Consider the following 21,304-nt stretch of genomic DNA (forward strand, 5'->3'; position numbering starts at 1 on the left):
CGAGGATGAAAGCGCTGGAAAACCACTGAGACCCCATGCCCCTCCGTGAAGAGTGGCGGGGCTCAGTTGTGTGATCGCATCTGTCGAACCGTCAGCCGGACGCCAGCGCCTTGCACCGTACTTGTGTACCGCCTTCCACCGTACTTGTATAAGGCGATGGGAGCGATGAAAGACGCCGGTAGGGGCGGTGCCCGATTATCCGAATCCCTAGATGTCCCTGAAGATCTCGATCTGTGCCCCCACGGAGTTCAGGCGCTCCGCCAGCTCCTCGTAACCGCGGTTGATGACGTACACGTTGCGCAGCACGGACGTGCCCTCGGCCGCCATCATGGCGAGCAGCACGACCACGGCGGGGCGCAGCGCGGGCGGGCACATCATCTCGGCGGCGCGCCACCGGGTCGGGCCCTCGACCAAGACCCGGTGGGGGTCGAGGAGTTGGAGCCTGCCGCCGAGGCGGTTGAGGTCGGTGAGGTAGATGGCGCGGTTGTCGTAGACCCAGTCGTGGATGAGGGTCTGACCGTGTGCCGAGGCGGCGATCGCCGCGAAGAAGGGCACGTTGTCGATGTTGAGCCCGGGGAACGGCATGGGGTGGATCTTGTCGATCGGCGCCTCCAGCTTGGAGGGGCGGACCGTGAGATCGACCAGTCTGGTACGGCCGTTGTCGGCGACGTACTCCGTTGTACGGTCGCAGTCGACGCCCATCTCCTCCAGCACCGCGAGCTCGATCTCCAGGAACTCGATCGGTACCCGGCGGATCGTCAGCTCGGACTCCGTCACCACGGCGGCGGCCAGCAGGCTCATCGCCTCGACCGGGTCCTCGGAGGGGGAGTAGTCGACGTCCACGTCTATGTGCGGGACGCCGTGCACGGTCAGGGTCGTCGTGCCGATGCCGTCGACGCGTATGCCCAGCGCCTCCAGGAAGAAGCAGAGGTCCTGGACCATGTAGTTGGAGGAGGCGTTGCGTATGACGGTCGTGCCGTTGTGCCGGGCGGCGGCCAGCAGTGCGTTCTCGGTCACGGTGTCGCCGCGCTCGGTCAGCACGATGGGGCGCCCGGGGGTGACCGCGTGGTCGACCTGTGCGTGGTACAGGCCCTCCGTCGCGGCGATCTCCAGTCCGAACCGGCGCAGCGCGATCATGTGCGGCTCGATGGTCCGCGTACCGAGGTCGCAACCGCCCGCGTACGGGAGCTTGAACGAGTCCATGCGGTGCAGCAATGGGCCGAGGAACATGATGATGGACCTGGTCCGGCGGGCGGCGTCGGCATCGATGGCGTCCATGTCGAGCCGGGCGGGCGGGACGATCTCCAGGTCGGTCCCGTCGTTGATCCAGCGGGTCCGTACGCCGATGGAGTTCAGGACCTCCAGGAGGCGGTAGACCTCCTCGATGCGGGCGACGCCGCGCAGCACCGTACGGCCCTTGTTGAGGAGTGAGGCGCAGAGCAGTGCCACGCACGCGTTCTTGCTCGTCCTGACATCGATGGAGCCCGAGAGCCGACGTCCTCCGACCACGCGCAGATGCATGGGTCCGGCGTAGCCGAGCGACACGATCTCGCTGTCGAGCGCTTCACCAATGCGCGCGATCATCTCAAGGCTGATGTTCTGGTTGCCGCGCTCGATGCGATTGACGGCGCTCTGGCTGGTGGCGAGCGCCTCGGCGAGCTGACTCTGCGTCCAGCCCCGGTGCTGACGGGCGTCACGTATGAGCTTGCCGATGCGTACGAGGTAATCGTCTGACATGACGAAAGGTTATCTCAGATATGAGATGCGCCTTCCGGTGGGGTGCGCCGTTCGGGTGACGACGGTGCGCAGGCGCGACCATTGGCCGCTCACGTGCACGTCAGAGGCGCGGCACGGCACGGGTGGCACGTGCGTTCCATGGTCCTCCCGGTCCGCCGCCCCGGCGCGCGGAGTACGCCCGTTCGGGGACGGGGACGGGGACGGGGACGGGGACGGGGACGGGGACGGGGAGGAGGGGGCGGGCGGGATCAGTCCGTGAAGCCGCCCTCGGCCAGGATGCCGTCGACCCGGGCGCGGTGCGCCTCCTGCCAGGTGTCGAGGGTCTCCCGGGCCTCCTCGGCGAGCTTCTCGCGGGCTTCGAGGAGCACCTGTTCGCGGCGGGCGCCCGGGGTGACCACGACGCCCTCTTCGTCGGCCACCACGATGTCGCCGGGGTGGACCTCCACCCCGCCGCACCGCACCGGGACGTTGAGCGGTCCGACGGCCTTCTTCACCCCCGGGACGGGCATGACGCCCCTGGCGAAGACGGGAAAGCCCATCTCGCGCACCTCGGCCAGATCGCGGATCACCCCGTCGGTCACGAATGCCGCGACCCCGCGACGCCGGGCGATGGCGCAGACGTTTCCTCCCGCGAGTGCGTAGTCCACGTCCCCCGCCTCGACGACGATGACCGAACCGGGTTCCGCGCGGTAGATGGCCGCGTGCAGCATCAGGTTGTCGCCCGGAGGGCACCGTACGGTGAACGCCGGTCCGGCCACGCGCGGGGGCGACGGCCACAGCGGGCGGATGCCGATGTCCATGACGTGTTCGCGGCCCAGGAGTTCGGCGAGGATGGTCGGGGATATGCCGTCGAACGCGGCGATGTCGTTCACGCTTCTCCTTCGCTCGGGTGCTCGCGCCACCGGGCGGCGGCGCGGCCCGTGTCGCAGTGGGTCAGGTGTCGTACAGGCCGTCCCACGGGCCGCCGAACCCGAGTCCGTCGGGGAGGAGTTCGGCCCGGTCGTCCTCGTCGTCGCCGGCCTCGTGGTGTTCCGCGACGAGGCCGAAGAGCACACCGTCGATCGTCAGCCGGAAGGGGCGGGCCGCGATCTCCCCGCGCGCGTCCGGGAGGGCATGGGTGGTCGTGGCCAGGAACTGTCCGTCCGCGTAGTGACCGATGGTGTCGGTCCGGTGGTCCGGTTCGTGGGCGATGGGGACGACCGCGGGAACAGCCATGCCGGGATCATAGTCACGGCCTCGGACGGCCCGGAAGACGGGCCCGGAGGGCCGTGGGCGTGGGCTCAGACGTGGAGTTCGGGCGGCAGACCCGTCCAGCGCAGGTCGGCGGGGAGGTGTCCCGTGTCGTTGTAGAGCAGTACGGAGGCGGGGCGGCCGGGGGCGTAGCGGATGACCGTCAGCGCGGCGTTGGCGTGGTTCAGTCCGATCCAGCGCCACTTCGGGGCGTCGAGGGCCTCCCGGACCAGCCAGGCGATGAGGAAGTTGTGGGTGACGACCAGTTCGTGGCGGGGCTCGTCGCCGTCGACCGGGCCGGTGAACCGCGCGAGCGCCGCACGGGCGAGCCCGGGGCCGGCCTCACGCTGTTCGCGCGGGAATCGGGCCAGCCGTTCCAGCGTGGCGTCGGCGATGTCCGGCGGCAGCTCGTGCCGGTGGGGAAGGTGGGGCAGGTAGTCCCCGGCGAGTTCGGACGGCCGCAGCGCAGCGCCGTCGAGCCGGTCGCCGATCAGCTCGGCGGTCCGTGCGGCCCGGGGGAGCGGGCTGTGGTGGATCACCGAGAGGGGAACGTGACGCAGCCGCTCGCCGAGCGACTCGGCTTGCCGACGGCCGTTCGCGGAGAGCTCGCTCTCGTCGTCCGTGGCCTCCCCGTGCCGGGCGAGGTAGAGGTGGCGTGCGGCTGTTGCGGCCATGGCGTGCGGCGCCCTTCGACGAGTCCTGGTCCCTGTGTGTCCCGAACCCGTGGACGTCCTTCCGGGGGACGGGGTTCCCGCAGCCGTCGCCCCGCCCCGCCCTGCCGGGTCCGGTGCCGGCCGGTGGGCGGCGGAACGCGGGGACGCCGTCAGTCCTGGGGGTGCAGGGACTCGGCCGCCACGGCGGAGACCGTCCGTGCCACGAGGGCGAGCGCGGGCACGTCCAGCTTCCACTGCTGCCAGTACAGCGGTACGTCCACACGCCGCCCCGGTGCCAGTTCGACGAGGGCGCCCGACCGCAGCAGGGGTTCCGCCTGCGGCTCCGGGACCAGCCCCCAGCCCAGACCGGTGGCCACCGCGTCGCAGAAGCCCTCCGACGTGGGGACGTGGTGGCGCAGGCGACCGGCGCCCGAACCGTCGGGCGTGAGGGACCGGACGAACCGGTCCTGGAGGTCGTCACGCCGGTCGAAGACGATCACCGGCGCGTCGGGCAGGCGGCGCTCCAGCGGTCCCGACGACAGATGGCGCGCCACGAACCCCGCACTCGCCACCGGCAGATAGCGCGCGAGGCCCAGCGGGCGCACCGTGCAGCCCGCCACCGGCTGCGCCGCCGACGTCACCGCCGCCATCACCTGGCCCTCGCGCAGCAGCGCCGCGGTGTGCGCCTCGTCCTCGCGATGCAGGTCGAAGCAGATGGGCGGGTCCTGCGGCACCCGGGTCAGGACGGGCAGGAACCAGGTGGCCAGGGAGTCCGCGTTCACCGCGATGGGCACCCGGGCCGGACCCGCCCCGGTCGCGATCCCCAGCTCCGTGCGCGCATCCCGTTCCAGAGCGGCCAACTGGCGCGCGAACCGCACCACCACCTGCCCGGACTCCGTCGGCCGCACCGGCTTCGTACGCATCAGCAGCACCCGCCCGGTGCGCTGCTCCAGCGCCTTGACCCGCTGGCTGACCGCCGAGGGCGTCACGTGCAGGGCCGCCGCGGCGGCGTCGAAGGTGCCCTCGTCGACGACGGCGAGCAGCGTGCGCACCTGGTCGAAGGGGAGATCGTTCATCACAGAAGCTAATGCTACGTAAGAAACTTTAGCTGTACTGATGCCGCGGCGGGTCATAGCGTCGGACGACATGAACAGCGGTGTCCTCTCGGCGGCCCTCGCCGGATTCGGTACAGGCATGTCCCTCATCGTCGCCATCGGTGCCCAGAACGCGTTCGTTCTGCGCCAGGGCGCGCGCGGGCAGGCCGTGCTCGCGGTGGTCGGCATCTGTGCCGCGTCCGACGCGGTCCTCATCGCCCTCGGCGTGGCCGGGCTCGGTGCCGTCGTCACCGCGTGGCCCGCCGCCCTGGCCGCGGTCGGCCTGGCCGGTGGCGCCTTCCTGATCTGCTACGGCGTGCTGGCCGCCCGCCGGGCGCTGCGACCCGCCGCCGGACAGTCGCTGACGGCGGGGGGCGCCGCCGCGGGCTCCGTCCGTGCCACGGTGCTCACCTGCCTGGCCCTGACCTGGCTCAACCCGCACGTCTACCTGGACACCGTGCTGCTGCTCGGCTCGGTCGCCGCCGACCGCGGCCCGCTGCGCTGGGTCTTCGGCCTCGGCGCGATGCTGGCGAGCCTGGCGTGGTTCGCGGGTCTCGGCTACGGCGCCCGGCTCCTCGGCGGCGTCCTGGCCCGCCCCGGCGCCTGGCGGGTGCTGGACGCCCTGGTCGCGGCCACCATGCTCGCGATGGGCGTCCTGCTGCTGGCTCGTACCTTCTGACCCCGCCCCTGTCGAAGGCCCGGACTCCGCGGCGGTCTCCCTCGGCCGCGGCGGACACGGGTGCCCGCACATGACCGTGCAGCGGTGATGTACTAGAGTTATCTCGACATCGAGATATTTGCCGAAGGCGCACCGCAGTCCGCCATCGGGTAAGGGTTACCTAACTAAGTCTTACCTTAACGGATGGGCGAGGGGCCGCAGGCGGCACCACGCGGCGCCCGCCGTAATGAGGCGCGGCGCGGAGTACGCGCACATTGATGAAGGAGACTGTCGTGTCGGCGAACAGCTTCGACGCCCGCAGCACGCTGCGCGTGGGCGACGAGTCGTACGAGATCTTCAGGCTGGACAAGGTCGAGGGCTCCGCGCGCCTCCCGTACAGCCTGAAGGTGCTCCTGGAGAACCTGCTCCGCACCGAGGACGGCGCGAACATCACCGCCGACCACATCCGGGCGCTCGGTGGCTGGGACTCCCAGGCGCAGCCCAGCCAGGAGATCCAGTTCACCCCGGCCCGCGTGATCATGCAGGACTTCACCGGCGTGCCGTGTGTCGTGGACCTCGCCACCATGCGTGAGGCCGTGAAGGAGCTGGGCGGCGACCCGGCCAAGATCAACCCCCTCGCCCCGGCCGAGCTGGTCATCGACCACTCCGTCATCGCCGACAAGTTCGGCACGAAGGACGCCTTCGGCCAGAACGTCGAGCTGGAGTACGGCCGCAACAAGGAGCGTTATCAGTTCCTGCGCTGGGGCCAGACCGCCTTCGACGAGTTCAAGGTCGTCCCGCCGGGCACCGGCATCGTCCACCAGGTCAACATCGAGCACCTGGCCCGCACGGTCATGGTCCGGGGTGGCCAGGCGTACCCCGACACCCTCGTCGGCACCGACTCGCACACCACGATGGTCAACGGCCTGGGCGTGCTGGGCTGGGGCGTCGGCGGCATCGAGGCCGAGGCCGCGATGCTCGGCCAGCCGGTCTCCATGCTCATCCCGCGCGTCGTCGGCTTCAAGCTGACCGGCGAGCTGAAGCCGGGCACCACCGCCACCGACCTCGTGCTGACCATCACCGAGATGCTCCGCAAGCACGGCGTCGTCGGCAAGTTCGTCGAGTTCTACGGTGAGGGCGTCGCCGCCACCTCCCTGGCGAACCGCGCCACCATCGGCAACATGTCGCCCGAGTTCGGCTCCACCGCCGCGATCTTCCCGATCGACGGCGAGACCCTGAACTACCTGCGCCTGACCGGCCGCAGCGAGCAGCAGGTCGCGCTCGTCGAGGCGTACGCCAAGGAGCAGGGCCTCTGGCTGGACCCGGCCGCCGAGCCGGACTTCTCCGAGAAGCTGGAGCTGGACCTCTCCACGGTCGTCCCGTCGATCGCCGGCCCGAAGCGCCCGCAGGACCGCATCGTCCTCGCCAACGCCGCCGCGCAGTTCGCCCAGGACGTCCGCAACTACGTCACCACCGCCGACGAGGCGGGCCAGGAGTCCTTCCCGGCCTCCGACGCCCCGGCCGTCAGCAACGGCATCCCGTCGAACCCGGTCCAGGTGACCGCCCCCGACGGCACCACCTACACGATCGACCACGGCGCCGTCACCGTCGCCGCGATCACCTCCTGCACCAACACCTCGAACCCGTACGTCATGGTCGCCGCGGCGCTCGTGGCGAAGAAGGCGGTCGAGAAGGGGCTGACCCGCAAGCCCTGGGTCAAGACGACCCTCGCCCCGGGCTCGAAGGTCGTCACCGACTACTTCGACAAGGCGGGCCTGACCCCGTACCTCGACAAGGTCGGCTTCAACCTCGTCGGCTACGGCTGCACCACCTGCATCGGCAACTCCGGCCCGCTGCCGGAGGAGGTCTCCAAGGCGGTCAACGAGCACGACCTGGCCGTGACCTCGGTGCTTTCCGGCAACCGCAACTTCGAGGGCCGGATCAACCCCGACGTCAAGATGAACTATCTGGCCTCCCCGCCGCTGGTCGTCGCGTACGCCCTCGCCGGTTCGATGAAGGTGGACATCACCAAGGACGCCCTCGGCATCGACCAGGACGGCAAGCCGGTCCACCTCGCGGACATCTGGCCGACCGAGGCCGAGGTGAACGATGTCGTCGCCAACGCCATCGGCGAGGACATGTTCAACAAGTCCTACCAGGACGTCTTCGCGGGCGACGCCCAGTGGCAGGCCCTGCCGATCCCGACCGGCAACACCTTCGAGTGGGACGCCGAGTCGACCTACGTCCGCAAGCCCCCGTACTTCGAGGGCATGACGATGGACCCGGCCCCGGTCGAGGACATCGCCGGTGCCCGGGTGCTCGCCAAGCTCGGCGACTCGGTCACCACCGACCACATCTCCCCGGCCGGTGCCATCAAGGCCGACACCCCGGCCGGCAAGTACCTCACCGAGCACGGTGTGGAGCGTCGTGACTTCAACTCCTACGGCTCGCGCCGGGGCAACCACGAGGTCATGATCCGCGGCACGTTCGCCAACATCCGCCTGCGCAACCAGATCGCGCCGGGCACGGAGGGCGGCTACACCCGCGACTTCACGCAGGACGACGCGCCGGTCTCCTTCATCTACGACGCCTCGCAGAACTACCAGGCCGCCGGCATCCCGCTGGTCGTCCTGGCCGGCAAGGAGTACGGCTCCGGCTCGTCGCGCGACTGGGCCGCCAAGGGCACCGCGCTCCTCGGCGTCAAGGCCGTCATCGCCGAGTCGTACGAGCGCATCCACCGCTCGAACCTCATCGGCATGGGCGTTCTCCCGCTCCAGTTCCCGGAGGGCACGAACGCCGGGTCCCTCGGCCTGACCGGCCAGGAGACCTTCTCCTTCACCGGCGTGACCGAGCTGAACGACGGCACCACGCCGCGCACGGTCAAGGTCACCACCGACACCGGTGTGGAGTTCGACGCGGTCGTCCGCATCGACACCCCCGGTGAGGCGGACTACTACCGCAACGGCGGCATCATGCAGTACGTGCTGCGCAGCCTGATCCGCAAGTAGGCGACGCCGGACGGCCGGTCGGCCGCCCGAACGGCAAGGGGCCGCATCCCGGAGCACCGGGGTGCGGCCCCGCGCGCTTTCGTGCGACACCCTGGGACGGGCACACCGCCCACCGGCCGGGGGAATGCGATCGTGGGCCCGCGGGTTCCCTGCACAGCGCCACTGGCACGGGGAAGGCACGGCCACTGGCACGGAGACGGCACAGGAGGCGGAACGCACCATGGGCGAGTTGATCCTGATCCGGCACGGCGAGACCGAGTGGTCGCGGTCCGGTCAGCACACCAGCTACACCGATCTGCCTCTCACGTCCTTTGGCGAGCGCCAGGCCCTCGCGCTGACGCCCCTGCTCGCCGAGCGGCGGATCGCGCTCACACTGGTCAGCCCCTCGGCGCGCGCCCGGCGCACCGCCGAACTCGCCGGGCTCGCCGCTCCGCGCATCACGTCCGATCTGCACGAATGGGACTACGGAGGCTACGAGGGCGTCACCACCGACGAGATCCACCGCACCCGTCCCGACTGGAACCTGTGGACCGACGGCGTCGCCCCCGGCCCCGACACGCACCCCGGGGAGACTCCCGCCGAGGTCGGCGCCCGGGCCGACCGGGTGCTGGCCGAGGTGGCGCGCGAGGCGGGCCGGGACGGGGACATCGCCCTTGTCGCCCACTCCCACTTCCTGCGGGTGCTCACCGCCCGCTATCTCGGGTTGACCCCCGCCGAGGGCACGCTGTTCCAGCTCGCCACGGGGGCCGTGTCCCGGCTCGGCACGGAGCACGGCAATCCGGTGATCACGGCGTGGAACGTGTGCCTGCCGGAGAGCCTCTTCCCGCCGAGGGCGCCGGAAGGGACGGAACGCTTCTGAGCGATGGGTGGGGAGCCGCTCCCGCCCGTACGGCCGTGGCGGCACGGCCCGCGGGCCCGCCGACGCTCCGAGGAGTGGCGCCGCCCGTGCGCGCCGGGCGAGGGGGGCGGACCTCCGGTGAGCGGGCACCGTCCTCCCGGAGCCCTGCCAGGGGAGGAGCAGGGAGCGCGCGAGCGAGGTGGCGCCTCGCCTGCTGGACGCCGGCCGGCGAGGTCGTAACCGCCGCCGCACACGTGGGAGAAGGCGGTGAGGAGCGGGGGAGGGACCGAGGGGGACGGCCTCGACCGGTTCCGGGAGGTCGAACTCCGGCCGGGCGTTGGGCCCGAACGCCGGCCGCCCGCTGCCGGGCTCCCCGTCGACCAGACGCTTCTTCATCTCGTCGCCGGTGTGCTCCGCACCGGCCCGGACGTCTGTCACCTTGTCGGTGACCTTGCCCGGAATTCCAGTGGAGAATCCGCCGTCGACACCCGATGACCGCTTCTTTCCGTCGGGACCCTCTTCGACGGTGTTGCGCCGGTCCGGTCGTCCTTCATTCGATTCGAAAGACGAACAGAATGTCCGTGCCGCGGATGGCCTTTGGTCCCGCTCTCCGCTTTCGGGCGACCGCCCCGCGGCGGGGACGATCATGATCAATTCCGGTGAAGCCGCGATCGACGCGGTTGCCACGGCTGTGTCACCCATGAGATCGATGTCGGGGCCGCATGCCGAGCGGTACTTCCCGCAGGCGCATCCGGGCAACGTTGTCACGTCGATGCGCATGGTGCGGGAGTGAGTCAAGTTGCGGATGTGTCAAGGGCGTTGGCGGCGCGTCGTCGAAGGAATCGGCCTTCGTGCGGAATCGCTCGTGCCGGGGCCGGAACGTGCGAGGGGCACGTATCCGCGAGGTCTCAACTCGGGAAAGACTGCTGCTCAACCTTGCATTCGATCTTGCTCAGTTGGGCGCGAGTGGACTATACCTGTCGGCGTCCGCGCAGCCGTTTCACGGCGACGCGGACAAGGGGGCGATGGGGTGGGTCCGCGGGGCACGACGGTGTCCGCGTCGGCCGTTCTTTCCCGAACTCCCATTGCACGTGGCTAGCCTGAAACATCAGCACTACCCAAGCGCAACTGACCGCGGTGGCGGGGCCCTTCGCCTGAGGCGAATATCGACGGGCGACCGGTACACACCGCCTGAGTCCTGGAGAAGGCGAGGACTTGAGCATGGGATCCACCTCCGCCCACAAGAATGAGGGCCTCGGCCGTCGCGATGTGATCAAGCGATCCGCCGCACTCGGTCTGCTCACCGTGCCGACGATGAGCTTCCTGGCGTCGTGCGCGAGCGGCGGCGACGGCGGCGACGAGAAGGTCGAGAAGGGCAAGGTCACCAAGGAGAACCCGCTCGGCGTCAACGAGACGGCCCCGCTCGAAGTCGTCATCTTCAACGGCGGATTCGGTGAGCAGTACGCCATCGACGCGGAGAAGAGGTACAACCAGGCCTTCCCGAAGGCCCCGAAGGTCAAGCACGTCGCGACGCAGAAGATCCAGTCGCAGCTGCAGCCCCGGTTCAACGGCGGCACCCCGCCGGACCTGATCGACAACTCGGGTGCCGAGCAGATGGACATGGGCATCCTGGCCGGCAAGAAGCAGCTCACGGACCTGACGACGCTCATGGACGCCCCGTCCTACGACGACCCGAACAAGAAGGTGCGCGACACCCTGCGCCCGGGCGTCCTGGAGATGGGCCAGCTGGAGGGCGACCCGGTCTGGATCATGTACTACGCGTACACCGTGTACGGCGTCTGGTACTCGCAGACCGCGCTCGACAAGCTCGACGCGAAGTACCCGCAGACCTGGGACGAGATGCTCGCCCTGTGCGCGAAGGCGAAGAAGCAGGACATCGCCGGCTGGACGTACCCGGGCAAGTACCCCTACTACCTGGCGTACTCGCTCTACCCGTTCATCGCCAAGATCGGCGGCCGCGAGGTCCTCGACCGGATGGACAACCTGGAGCCGAACGCCTGGAAGGACCCCGCGGTCAAGGCGGCGTTCGAGGCGTACTACGAGCTGTACCGGAAGGGGTACATCCTCCAGGGCACCCCCGGGCTGACCCACATCCAGTCGCAGACCGAATGGACCAAGGGCAAGGCCCTGTTCATCCCGAACGGCTCGTGGGTGGAGAACGAGGCGGCGCCGACGACGCCCGCCGACTTCAAGATGATGGTGTCGGCACCGTCCGGCCTGGACGCCTCCGACAAGATGCCGTTCGGCACCATCTGGGCCTCCGGCGGCGAGCCCTTCATCGTCCCGGCCAAGGGGAAGAACCCCGAGGGCGCCATGGAGCAGCTGCGCATCATGCTCTCCGAGGAGTCCTCGAAGAACTTCACCAAGCAGGTCAAGTCGCTCACGTCCTTCAACGGCGGCACCGACGGCCTGAGCCTGTCGACCGCCCTGCAGTCGGGTGTCGACGCGCTCAAGCTGGCCGGCGACAACGTGCTGAACCCGCGTCTCGAGGGCTGGTACTCGAAGTTCCAGAAGGAACAGGTCGGCATCGCCGGTCTCGGCGAGATGCTGGCGGGCCGCGCGACCCCGGCCGAGACCATCAAGAAGATCCAGGCCTTCGCCGACGCGACGGCCAAGGACCAGTCCATCAAGCACTACAAGCACTAGTGAGCAACCGTCACCAGCGGCGGCACCCGCGGAAAGATCGGGGTCGGTAAACGATGCAGCATGGCAAGTACCGTTTCATCGTGGGATTCCTGCTGGTCCCACTGGCGCTCTACGCGGTCTTCGTGATCTGGCCGTTCGTCCAGTCCATCTACTACTCGTTCACGGACTGGACCGGCCTGAGCCCCGACTTCAAGATGGTCGGGTTCGCCAACTACACGAAGATGCTCAAGGACGACATCTTCTGGAAGTCCTTGCAGCACAGCGTGCTGCTCGTGCTCCTGCTGCCGCTGGTGACGCTGGGCCTGGCGCTGTTCTTCGCCTTCATGCTCAACGTGGGGGGCCGACGGCGCAAGAACGCCACGATCTCCGGCGTGCGCGGATCGGGCTTCTACAAGATCGCCTACTTCTTCCCGCAGGTGCTCTCGGTCGTCATCGTCGCCCTGCTGTTCCAGTTCGCGTTCAACCCCCGCAGCGGCATGATCAACGGGACGCTGAAGACGCTCGGCCTGGACTCGGTCCAGCCGGAGTGGCTCGGCGACCCGAATCTGGCGCTCATCTGCGTCATGACGGTCCTGATCTGGTCGACGGTCGGGTTCTTCGTCGTCCTCTTCTCCGCAGGCATGGCGTCCATCCCCAAGGACTTCTACGAGGCGGCGCTCCTCGACGGGGCCGGCCGCATCACCACGTTCTTCCGGATCACGCTCCCGCTGCTCTGGGACACGGTGCAGTCGGGCTGGGTGTACATGGGGATCCTGGCCCTCGGCGTGGAGGCGTTCACCGTCGTGCAGGTCATGACCGTGGGCCCCGGCGGCCCCGACTACTCGACCACGGTCCTGCCGCTGTACGTGTACCAGACGGCCTTCCGCGACGGGCAGGCCGGATACGCGACGACGATCGGTGTCGGGCTGCTCGTCGTCACCATGGCCTTCGCCGCCATCGTGATGCGTCTGGGCCGGCGCGAGCGGCTGGAGTTCTGATGCGGCGATCGACGGGAATCCCCGGCAGGCACCACAGGTCGGCCTCCGTGTCCGGCTCGACAGTACGAGGTGAGTACGCGTGAAGACCACTGACACCCCGCCCGCGGCCCCGGCGCGGCGACCGGCCCCCGTGACCCGGGCGACGGCGCCCGCGGCCAAGGAGAAGAGCAGCGAGGGCCAGGTCCTCAACGTCTTCTCGCACGGCGTGCTGATCATCTGGGCGATCCTGGTCGTCATGCCGCTGCTCTGGGCGGTGATGGCGTCCTTCAAGACGGACGACTCGATCCTGTCGACCCCGTGGGAACTGCCCGACAAGCTCCACTTCGAGAACTGGTCGCGCGCCTGGAGCCAGGCGCACATGAGCGACTACTTCCTCAACACCATCGTGGTGGTGGGCTGTTCGCTCGTCGGGACCCTGCTCCTCGGCTCCATGGCGGCCTACGTCCTGGCCCGGTTCGACTTCCCCGGCAACCGCTTCGTCTACTTCCTGTTCATCGGCGGCATGAGCTTCCCGATCATCCTGGCGCTGGTGCCGTTGTTCTTCGTCATGAACAACATGGCCCTGCTGGACACGCGGCACGGACTGATCCTGGTCTACATCGCGTACTCGCTGCCGTTCACGGTCTTCTTCCTCACCTCGTTCTTCCGGACGCTGCCGACCTCGGTGGCGGAGGCGGCGATGCTCGACGGAGCCTCGCACACCCGGACCTTCTTCCAGGTGATGCTGCCGATGGCGAAGCCCGGCCTGATCAGCGTCGGGATCTTCAACTTCCTCGGACAGTGGAACCAGTACATGCTGCCCACGGTGCTGAACACCGACCCGAACCAGCGGGTGCTCTCCCAGGGGCTGGTCGAACTGGCCAACAGTCAGGGGTACAAGGGCGACTGGTCCGGTCTGTTCGCCGGTCTGGTGATGGCGATGCTGCCCGTCCTCGGGGCGTACATCGTCTTCCAGCGCCAGGTCGTGGCGGGGCTCACGGCAGGGGCGGTGAAGTAGCGCCGCGCCCCACCCCGCCGTCCCTCTCCAAAACCGCCCGTCGGCCCCGTGCCGACGGGCGGTTCCGCGTGCGGAGCCCCCTTCTCCGGGGCCGGACAGGGGCTCGGTGGCACATGCCCGCACGGGTCCCGGGCGGGCACGCCGCTCGGGCGGCGGGTGCTTTCGGGTGGGCTCGGAGGCTCAAGGTCTTGACGGGGAGTGCCGCAAAACGCTCAGCTTGGGGTTCACATCTTGGAGAGAACACTAGGAGTGAGTCGATGGAGACTCCGGGGTCGCAGACATCCCTGCATCGCGCCAACCTGGAGCGGGTCGTGCGTGCGGTACGCATGGCCGGCTCGCTCACCCAGGCGGAGATCGCACGGAGCACCGGCCTTTCGGCGGCCACCGTCTCCAACATCGTTCGTGAACTGAAGGAAGGCGGCACGGTCGAGGTGACCCCCACCTCGGCGGGCGGCCGCCGGGCCCGCAGCGTCTCGCTCAGCGGCGACGCGGGCATCGTGGTGGGTGTCGACTTCGGCCATACGCATCTGCGGGTGGCGGTCGGCAACCTCGCCCATCAGGTGATCGCGGAGGAGGCCGAGCCGCTGGACGTCGACGCCTCGTCCGAGGAGGGGTTCGGACGTGCCCAGCGGCTGGTCGAGCGGCTGATCGGGGCGACCGGGATCGGCCAGGACAAGGTGATCGGGGTGGGGCTCGGCGTGCCCGGCCCGATCGACGTCGAGTCCGGAACGCTCGGCTCCACGTCGATCCTGCCGGGCTGGAAGGGCATCAATCCCCGTGAGGAACTGGCGGGGCGCCTCGGCGTGCCGGTGCACGTCGACAACGACGCCAACCTCGGGGCGCTCGGAGAGCTGGTCTGGGGGAGCGGCCGGGGGGTGAAGGACCTCGCATACATCAAGGTCGCCGACGGCGTCGGGGCGGGCCTGGTGATCGACGGCCGCATCTACCGCGGGCCGGGCGGCACGGCCGGCGAGATCGGGCACATCACGCTCGACGAGTCGGGGCCGGTGTGCCGCTGCGGCAACCGGGGCTGTCTGGAGACGTTCACGGCGGCGCGCTACGTCCTGCCGCTGCTCCGGCCCGGCCACGGCCCCGACCTCACCATGGAGGGGATGGTCGGGCTGGCCCAGGAGGGGGACCCGGGCTGCCGCCGGGTGGTCGCCGACGTCGGACGCCACATCGGCAGCGGGGTGGCCAACCTCTGCAACCTGCTCAACCCCAGCCGGGTCGTGCTCGGCGGGCCCCTCGCCGAGGCGGGCGAACTGGTGCTCGCACCGATCCGCGACTCGGTCTCCCGTTACGCCATCCCCAGCGCCGCCAGACAGCTCTCGGTGCTGCCCGGGGCGCTCGGGGGACGGGCCGAGGTGCTGGGCGCGCTCGCCCTGGTGCTCAGCGAGATGGGGGATTCCACCCTTTTGGAAAGCGCCTTGCCGACCAAGGGCCCTGCCTTCACTTAGAGAATGAATGGCACCGTTGTCATCTTGTTAATGATTTACTCCTTGACGCTGACTGCAAGGCCGAGTTGACTGCCTGCCACCTCGGCCGCGGTGCCGCGGCCTCGTCAGGGAGGCAATCCGTATGAACGCAACGACACGTCGCATCGTCATAGGAACGGCCGCACTCTCCATGGCCGTCTCCCTCGCCGCCTGCGGCAAGGCCGGCGGTGACGACACGGCCGACGGCGGAGGTGACGGCAGGACCATCGGCCTGCTGCTGCCGGAGAACAAGACCACCCGGTACGAGACCTTCGACCGCCCTCTCATCGAGGCGAAGGTCAGGCAGTTGTGCGGCGACTGCAAGGTCAAGTACAGCAACGCGGCGCAGCAGAGCGACACCCAGAAGAAGCAGTTCGACGCCCTCGTCACACAGGGGGTGAAGGTCATCATCCTGGACTCCGTCGACTACAAGGCCACCAAGTCCTGGGTGCAGCAGGCGGAGAAGAAGGGCGTAGAGGTCGTCGCGTACGACCGCCTCGCCGAGGGGCCGATCTCCGCGTACGTGTCGTACGACAACGAGAAGATCGGCCGCCTCCAGGGCGAGGCGCTGGTCAAGGCGCTCGGTGCCAAGGCCGCGGAGAGCGATGTCGTCATGATCAACGGCTCGCCGACCGACCCGAACGCCCCGTTCTTCAAGAAGGGCGCGCACAGCGTCCTGGACACCCGGGTCAAGAAGATCGTCTACGAGCAGGACATCCCGGACTGGTCCCCGGACGAGGCCAACAAGAAGATGGGCGCGGCCATCGACTCCCTGGGCAGGAGCGGTTTCCAGGGCGTCTACTCCGCCAACGACGGCATGGCCGGCGGCATCATCACAGCGCTGAACAAGCGCGGCATCAAGGTTCCGGTCGGCGGCCAGGACTCCGAACTCGCCGGTCTCCAGCGCATCCTCAAGGGCGACCAGGCATTCACGATCTACAAGCAGATCAAGCCGGAGGCGGAGACCACCGCCGAGATCGCCGTGAGGCTCCTCAAGGGCAAGAAGTTCGACGAGCTGACCCCCACTCAGGTCGACAGTCTTTCCGGGGAGTTCAAGGGCATCCCGGCCCGGTTGTACGACGCGCAGGTCGTGACCGAGGAGAACGTCGCAAGCACGATCATCGCCGACCAGGTGTACAAGGCGGCGGAGATCTGCACGCCCGAGTACAAGGCGGCCTGCGAGGCGGCGGGGATCAAGTAGGGCGACGCGCTCCTGTCGGCCCGTGCCATGAGCCGGCTCGGCATCCGTGCCGGTCCGTACCCCCGCACCCGTCCGTCCCCGCACTCGTCCGTCCCCGGTCCCGTCCTCATCGGTTCCGGCCCGCCCGTGGTGACGCTTCCGTACCCGGCCCGTGTCGCGTCCCGAGTCGGTCCGGCGGTCCGGGCGGTTCCCCGGCCCGGGGCACCGCCACGGGCCTCCCAGCCGTCCGGCGCCCGCCCCGTCAACGCCCCGCAAGCAGGGGCGGGCGCCGGACCTCCCCCCACGCACACCCGTGCTCGGCACACCATTCCCGCCGGTCAGGCGGTGAAGGAGATGATTCACGTGTCCGCTCCGCCCGTGCTGGAGTTGCGCGGAATCTCCAAGCGGTTCGGCGCCGTCCAGGCGCTCACCGACGTGGACCTGGAGATCCGCTCCGGCGAGGTCGTCGCCCTGGTCGGCGACAACGGCGCCGGCAAGTCGACCCTCGTCAAGACCGTCTCGGGCGTCCACCCGATCGACGAAGGCGTCATCGAATGGGAGGGCGCACCGGTCCGCGTGAACCGGCCGAACGACGCCCAGGCCCTCGGAGTCGCCACCGTCTACCAGGACCTGGCGCTCTGCGACAACCTCGATGTCGTCGCCAACCTCTTCCTCGGCAGGGAACTGCGCAAGGCGTCCGTCCTCGACGAGATCGCGATGGAGAAGCGCGCCCGGGAACTGCTGGACACCCTCTCCATCCGCATCCCGAGCGTCCGGACGCCCGTCGCCGCGCTCTCCGGCGGTCAGCGCCAAGTCGTCGCCATCGCACGCGCGTTGATCGGCGACCCCAAGATCGTCATTCTGGACGAGCCGACCGCGGCCCTCGGCGTCGAGCAGACCGCCCAGGTGCTCGACCTGGTCGAGCGGCTGCGCGAGCGCGGCCACGGTGTCCTCCTCATCAGCCACAACATGGCCGACGTACGGGCCGTGGCGGATCGGGTCGCGGTGCTACGGCTCGGCCGCAACAACGGCTTCTTCGACGTGGCGGACACCACCCACGAAGAGATCATCGCCGCCATCACCGGCGCCACCGACAACGCCGTCACACGCCGCCGGGCCCGCAGGGCCACGAATGAGGAGGCGAAGTGAGCGACCTCGCCAAGTCCCCCGATCTCCCCGACGGTTCCGGGAACCCCGAGAACTCGCGGTCCCCGGAGGCCGCGGAGCATCCCCGGAACTCCGGGAATCCCGCGACCCCGGCGCGGACCGCGTCCGAGCGGCCGGTGGAAGCGTCCGTTCCCGCAGTCGACCCCCGGCTGCTCGTCCGCGAGGCCGGTTTCAAGGGCTACTGGGCCGAATTCGGCCGCAAGGTGCGCGGAGGTGATCTCGGCTCGCTGCCGGTCCTCGTCGGCCTGGTCGTCATCGCGATCGTCTTCCAGCTCCGGAACGACAACTTCCTCTCCGCCGGTTCCGTCGCCAACATCGCCGTCTACAGCTCCGGCCTCGGCATCATGGCGGTCGGCATCGTGTTCGTCCTGCTGCTCGGCGAGATCGACCTCTCGGTCGGTTCCGTCGCCGGGGTCGGCGCGGCCGTGTGGGCCGTGCTCGACGTCAACCGCGGCTGGAACGAGTGGCTCGCGATCGTCGCCGCCCTGCTCTCCGGGGCGGCCCTCGGCGCACTGCACGGCTTCTTCTTCGCCCGGATCGGCGTACCGGCCTTCGTGGTCACCCTGGCCGGATTCCTCGGCTGGAGCGGGCTCCAGGACTGGATGATGGGCGGCGAGGGGTCGATCAACACGCCGTCCGGCAGCGTCGTCGAGGACCTGACCAACTACTTCTTCGAGGACAAGGCCGCCGGCTACGGGCTCGCCCTGGTCGCCGTCCTCGCGTACGCCGCCTCGCTCCTGGTGGACGGCCGGCGCCGCCGGACCGCGGGCCTGCCCGCCCGTACCGACGGCGAGGTCGTGCTGCGCACCGCGGCCGTCGCGGTGCTGTGCTTCGCCGTCGCGTACGTACTGAACGAGCCCCCGGGGGCCCGGGGGCTGCCGCTGGCCCTGGTGCTGTTCCTCGCCGTCCTGGTCGTCGCGGACCTCGTCGCCCGGCGCACCGGCTTCGGCCGCCGGGTCTTCGCGGTCGGCGGCAGCCCGGAGGCCGCGCGCCGGGCCGGTATCGACGTCGCCCGGGTCCGGATCGCCGTCTTCGCGCTGTCCGGCACGCTCGGAGCGTTCGGCGGCCTGTTCATCGCCAGCCTGTCCGGAGGCGCCACCAAGAGCGTCGGCGGCGGCAACACGCTCATGCTGGTCATCGCGGCGGCCGTCATCGGCGGCACCAGTCTCTTCGGGGGCCGCGGCAAGGTCTGGTCGGCGCTGCTCGGCATGATCGTGATCCAGTCGATCCAGCAGGGGCTGAACATGATCGGGATGGCCAACGCCATCCAGTACATGATCACCGGCGCGGTGCTGCTGGCCGCCGTGGTCATCGACTCGGTCTCCCGGCGCACCCAGAAGACCGCCGGACGCGCGTGAGCCCGTACCGCCCGGCCTCGGGGTCCGGTGCCCGTCCTGGCGCCGGGCCCCGTCGCGGGCCGGGCGCGCGGTCCCGGACCCGTCACGACCGTGCGTGCGCGGGCCCGGCGCACGCCCTCGCGTACCGGGTGCGCACGCGGGCGTGTCCCGGTCGTGTACCGAGTCCGTCCCGAACGCCCCGCCCGATGACCTCCCGCACGGACGGAACACTAGACTCATCGGATCGGCATGCTCGACCCAGCTCAACACGCAAGGAGGCACGGTGACACAGCCGCGCGAAGCGCGACGTGCAAGGGCGGCGGCGGGCGGGTGGGATCTGCTGACCCGCATCGCTGGACCGCGTGACCTGGACCGGCTCACTCCCGAGCAGCTGGACCAGCTCGCCGAAGAGATCCGGACCTTCCTCGTCGACGCGGTCTCGAAGACCGGTGGCCACCTCGGCCCCAACCTGGGTGTGGTGGAGCTCACCATCGCCCTGCACCGGGTCTTCGACTCGCCGAAGGACAAGGTGCTGTTCGACACCGGTCACCAGAGCTATGTGCACAAGCTCCTCACCGGCCGCCAGGACTTCTCGAAGCTCAAGAGCAAGGGCGGCCTCTCCGGCTACCCCTCCCGCGCGGAGTCCGAGCACGACGTCATCGAGAACTCGCACGCCTCCACCGTGCTCGGCTGGGCCGACGGCTTGGCCAAGGCCAACGAACTGCTCGGCAAGGACGACCACGTCGTCGCGGTCATCGGTGACGGCGCGCTCACCGGCGGCATGGCCTGGGAGGCGCTGAACAACATCGCCGCCGCCAAGGACCGCCCGCTCGTCATCGTCGTCAACGACAACGAGCGCTCCTACGCGCCGACCATCGGCGGCCTCGCCAACCACCTCGCGACGCTGCGCACCACCGACGGCTACGAGCGTTTCCTGGCCCGGGGCAAGGACATCCTGGAGCGCACCCCCGTCGTCGGGAGGCCGCTCTACGAGACGCTGCACGGCGCGAAGAAGGGGCTGAAGGACTTCATCGCCCCGCAGGGCATGTTCGAGGACCTCGGCCTGAAGTACGTGGGCCCGATCGACGGCCACGACATCGAGGCCCTGGAGTCCGCCCTCCAGCGCGCCAAGCGCTTCGGCGGACCGGTCATCGTGCACTGCCTCACCGAGAAGGGCCGCGGCTACACCCCCGCCCTCGAGGACGAGGCCGACCGCTTCCACGCCGTCGGCAAGATCCACCCCGACACCGGTCTCCCGGTCGCCACTGCGGGCCTCGACTGGACCTCCGTCTTCGGCGAGGAGATGGTCAAGCTCGGCAAGGAGCGCAAGGACATCGTCGCGATCACCGCGGCCATGCTCCAGCCGGTCGGCCTCACCGGGTTCGAGAAGGAATTCCCGGACCGGATCTACGACGTCGGCATCGCCGAGCAGCACGGCGCGGTCTCCGCGGCCGGTCTCGCGACCGGCGGGCTGCACCCGGTCTTCGCGGTGTACGCCACCTTCCTCAACCGCGCCTTCGACCAGGTCCTGATGGACGTCGCGCTGCACAACTGCGGAGTGACCTTCGTCCTCGACCGGGCCGGGGTCACCGGCACCGACGGCGCCTCGCACAACGGCATGTGGGACATGTCGATCCTCCAGTGCGTGCCCGGACTCCGGATCGCCGCCCCGCGCGACGCCGACCAGGTGCGCGCCCAGCTCCGCGAGGCCGTCGACGTCGACGACGCTCCGACCGTGGTCCGCTTCTCCAAGGGCGCGGTCGGACCGGCGGTCAAGGCCGTGCGCCGGGTCGGCGGCATGGACGTCCTGCGCGAGCCCGGCACCCACCGGCCGGACGTCCTGCTGGTCTCCGTCGGCGCGCTCGCTCCCATGTGCCTGGAGATCGCCGACCTGCTCGACGCCCAGGGCATCTCGACGACCGTGGTCGACCCGCGCTGGGTCAAGCCGGTCGACGACGCCATGGCCCCGCTCGCCGAGCGGCACCGGGTCGTCGTCACCGTCGAGGACAACAGCCGGGCCGGGGGTGTCGGCTCCGCCGTCTCCCAGGCGCTGCGGGACGCCGGGGTGGACGTACCGCTGCGCGACTTCGGCATCCCGCCGCGCTTCCTGGACCATGCCTCCCGCAAGGAGGTCATGGCCGAGATCGGGCTGACCGCGCCGGACATCGCCCGACAGGTCACCGGTCTGGTCGCCAGGCTCGACGGACGTTTCGGGACGGGCGCGGACGACGACTCCGTGGACGGCGGCTCCATGATCGAACCGGTCCGCGACTGACGTCCTCGCCC

The 21,304-nt window shown here is 69.7% G+C and carries 17 protein-coding genes; 12 read left to right on the forward strand and 5 right to left on the reverse strand.

Going from position 1 to position 21,304, the window contains the following annotated elements; genetic code table 11:
* Nucleotides 1-207: 207 nt before the first annotated feature.
* From ACFYY6_RS10810 to ACFYY6_RS10830, 5 genes are all read right to left on the reverse strand, one after another.
* Nucleotides 208-1,737: a helix-turn-helix domain-containing protein gene (locus ACFYY6_RS10810; RefSeq protein WP_384411309.1), complete on the reverse strand. Its 1,530-nt coding sequence runs from the start codon at nucleotides 1,735-1,737 to the stop codon at nucleotides 208-210.
* Nucleotides 1,738-1,985: 248 nt separating this feature from the next.
* Nucleotides 1,986-2,609, reverse strand: a complete 624-nt coding sequence (locus tag ACFYY6_RS10815) for an RraA family protein (RefSeq protein WP_384411311.1) — start codon at nucleotides 2,607-2,609, stop codon at nucleotides 1,986-1,988.
* 61 nt (nucleotides 2,610-2,670) lie between these two features.
* Entirely contained in the window at nucleotides 2,671-2,952 is a 282-nt protein-coding gene (locus ACFYY6_RS10820) for a hypothetical protein (RefSeq protein ID WP_384411313.1), read from the reverse strand.
* 65 nt (nucleotides 2,953-3,017) lie between these two features.
* Nucleotides 3,018-3,641 (reverse strand): histidine phosphatase family protein, encoded by a 624-nt coding sequence (locus ACFYY6_RS10825; RefSeq protein ID WP_384411315.1) that lies wholly within the window; start codon nucleotides 3,639-3,641, stop codon nucleotides 3,018-3,020.
* Nucleotides 3,642-3,790: 149 nt separating this feature from the next.
* Nucleotides 3,791-4,696, reverse strand: a complete 906-nt coding sequence (locus ACFYY6_RS10830) for a LysR family transcriptional regulator ArgP (RefSeq protein ID WP_351517343.1) — start codon at nucleotides 4,694-4,696, stop codon at nucleotides 3,791-3,793.
* 70 nt (nucleotides 4,697-4,766) lie between these two features.
* Here ACFYY6_RS10830 and ACFYY6_RS10835 point away from each other — a divergent pair, with 70 nt between their 5' ends.
* From ACFYY6_RS10835 to dxs, 12 genes are all read left to right on the forward strand, one after another.
* Nucleotides 4,767-5,393 (forward strand): LysE/ArgO family amino acid transporter, encoded by a 627-nt coding sequence (locus tag ACFYY6_RS10835; protein ID WP_389192712.1) that lies wholly within the window; start codon nucleotides 4,767-4,769, stop codon nucleotides 5,391-5,393.
* Between the two features lie 272 nt (nucleotides 5,394-5,665).
* Nucleotides 5,666-8,380 carry an aconitate hydratase AcnA gene (acnA, locus tag ACFYY6_RS10840; protein WP_389192715.1) on the forward strand — a complete coding sequence of 905 codons (2,715 nt, stop codon included), beginning with the start codon at nucleotides 5,666-5,668 and terminating at the stop codon, nucleotides 8,378-8,380.
* 220 nt (nucleotides 8,381-8,600) lie between these two features.
* Entirely contained in the window at nucleotides 8,601-9,239 is a 639-nt protein-coding gene (locus ACFYY6_RS10845; protein ID WP_351517339.1) for a histidine phosphatase family protein, read from the forward strand.
* A gap of 445 nt (nucleotides 9,240-9,684) precedes the next feature.
* A complete protein-coding gene (locus ACFYY6_RS10850) occupies nucleotides 9,685-10,011 on the forward strand; it encodes a hypothetical protein (RefSeq protein WP_386608257.1) in 327 nt (108 codons plus the stop codon).
* A gap of 428 nt (nucleotides 10,012-10,439) precedes the next feature.
* Nucleotides 10,440-11,885, forward strand: coding sequence for an N-acetylglucosamine/diacetylchitobiose ABC transporter substrate-binding protein (gene ngcE, locus ACFYY6_RS10855; protein ID WP_351517338.1), 1,446 nt, complete (start codon nucleotides 10,440-10,442; stop codon nucleotides 11,883-11,885).
* A gap of 53 nt (nucleotides 11,886-11,938) precedes the next feature.
* On the forward strand, nucleotides 11,939-12,862 hold the full coding sequence (locus tag ACFYY6_RS10860; RefSeq protein WP_351517337.1) for a sugar ABC transporter permease: 924 nt from the start codon (nucleotides 11,939-11,941) through the stop codon (nucleotides 12,860-12,862).
* 79 nt (nucleotides 12,863-12,941) lie between these two features.
* On the forward strand, nucleotides 12,942-13,859 hold the full coding sequence (locus tag ACFYY6_RS10865; protein WP_351517336.1) for a carbohydrate ABC transporter permease: 918 nt from the start codon (nucleotides 12,942-12,944) through the stop codon (nucleotides 13,857-13,859).
* A 257-nt stretch (nucleotides 13,860-14,116) separates the two neighbouring features.
* Nucleotides 14,117-15,316 carry an ROK family transcriptional regulator gene (locus ACFYY6_RS10870; RefSeq protein WP_351517335.1) on the forward strand — a complete coding sequence of 400 codons (1,200 nt, stop codon included), beginning with the start codon at nucleotides 14,117-14,119 and terminating at the stop codon, nucleotides 15,314-15,316.
* Nucleotides 15,317-15,437: 121 nt separating this feature from the next.
* Nucleotides 15,438-16,535: a substrate-binding domain-containing protein gene (locus ACFYY6_RS10875; protein WP_389192718.1), complete on the forward strand. Its 1,098-nt coding sequence runs from the start codon at nucleotides 15,438-15,440 to the stop codon at nucleotides 16,533-16,535.
* A gap of 333 nt (nucleotides 16,536-16,868) precedes the next feature.
* Complete coding sequence (locus ACFYY6_RS10880) at nucleotides 16,869-17,663, forward strand: ATP-binding cassette domain-containing protein (protein ID WP_389192721.1); 795 nt, start codon at nucleotides 16,869-16,871, stop codon at nucleotides 17,661-17,663.
* A 134-nt stretch (nucleotides 17,664-17,797) separates the two neighbouring features.
* Nucleotides 17,798-19,039 (forward strand): sugar ABC transporter permease, encoded by a 1,242-nt coding sequence (locus tag ACFYY6_RS10885; protein WP_389192879.1) that lies wholly within the window; start codon nucleotides 17,798-17,800, stop codon nucleotides 19,037-19,039.
* A 316-nt stretch (nucleotides 19,040-19,355) separates the two neighbouring features.
* Nucleotides 19,356-21,293 (forward strand): 1-deoxy-D-xylulose-5-phosphate synthase, encoded by a 1,938-nt coding sequence (gene dxs, locus ACFYY6_RS10890; RefSeq protein WP_351517402.1) that lies wholly within the window; start codon nucleotides 19,356-19,358, stop codon nucleotides 21,291-21,293.
* Nucleotides 21,294-21,304: the final 11 nt, after the last annotated feature.

It is taken from the genome of Streptomyces sp. NPDC001750, assembly GCF_042892615.1.
Taxonomy (GTDB): Bacteria; Actinomycetota; Actinomycetes; order Streptomycetales; family Streptomycetaceae; genus Streptomyces.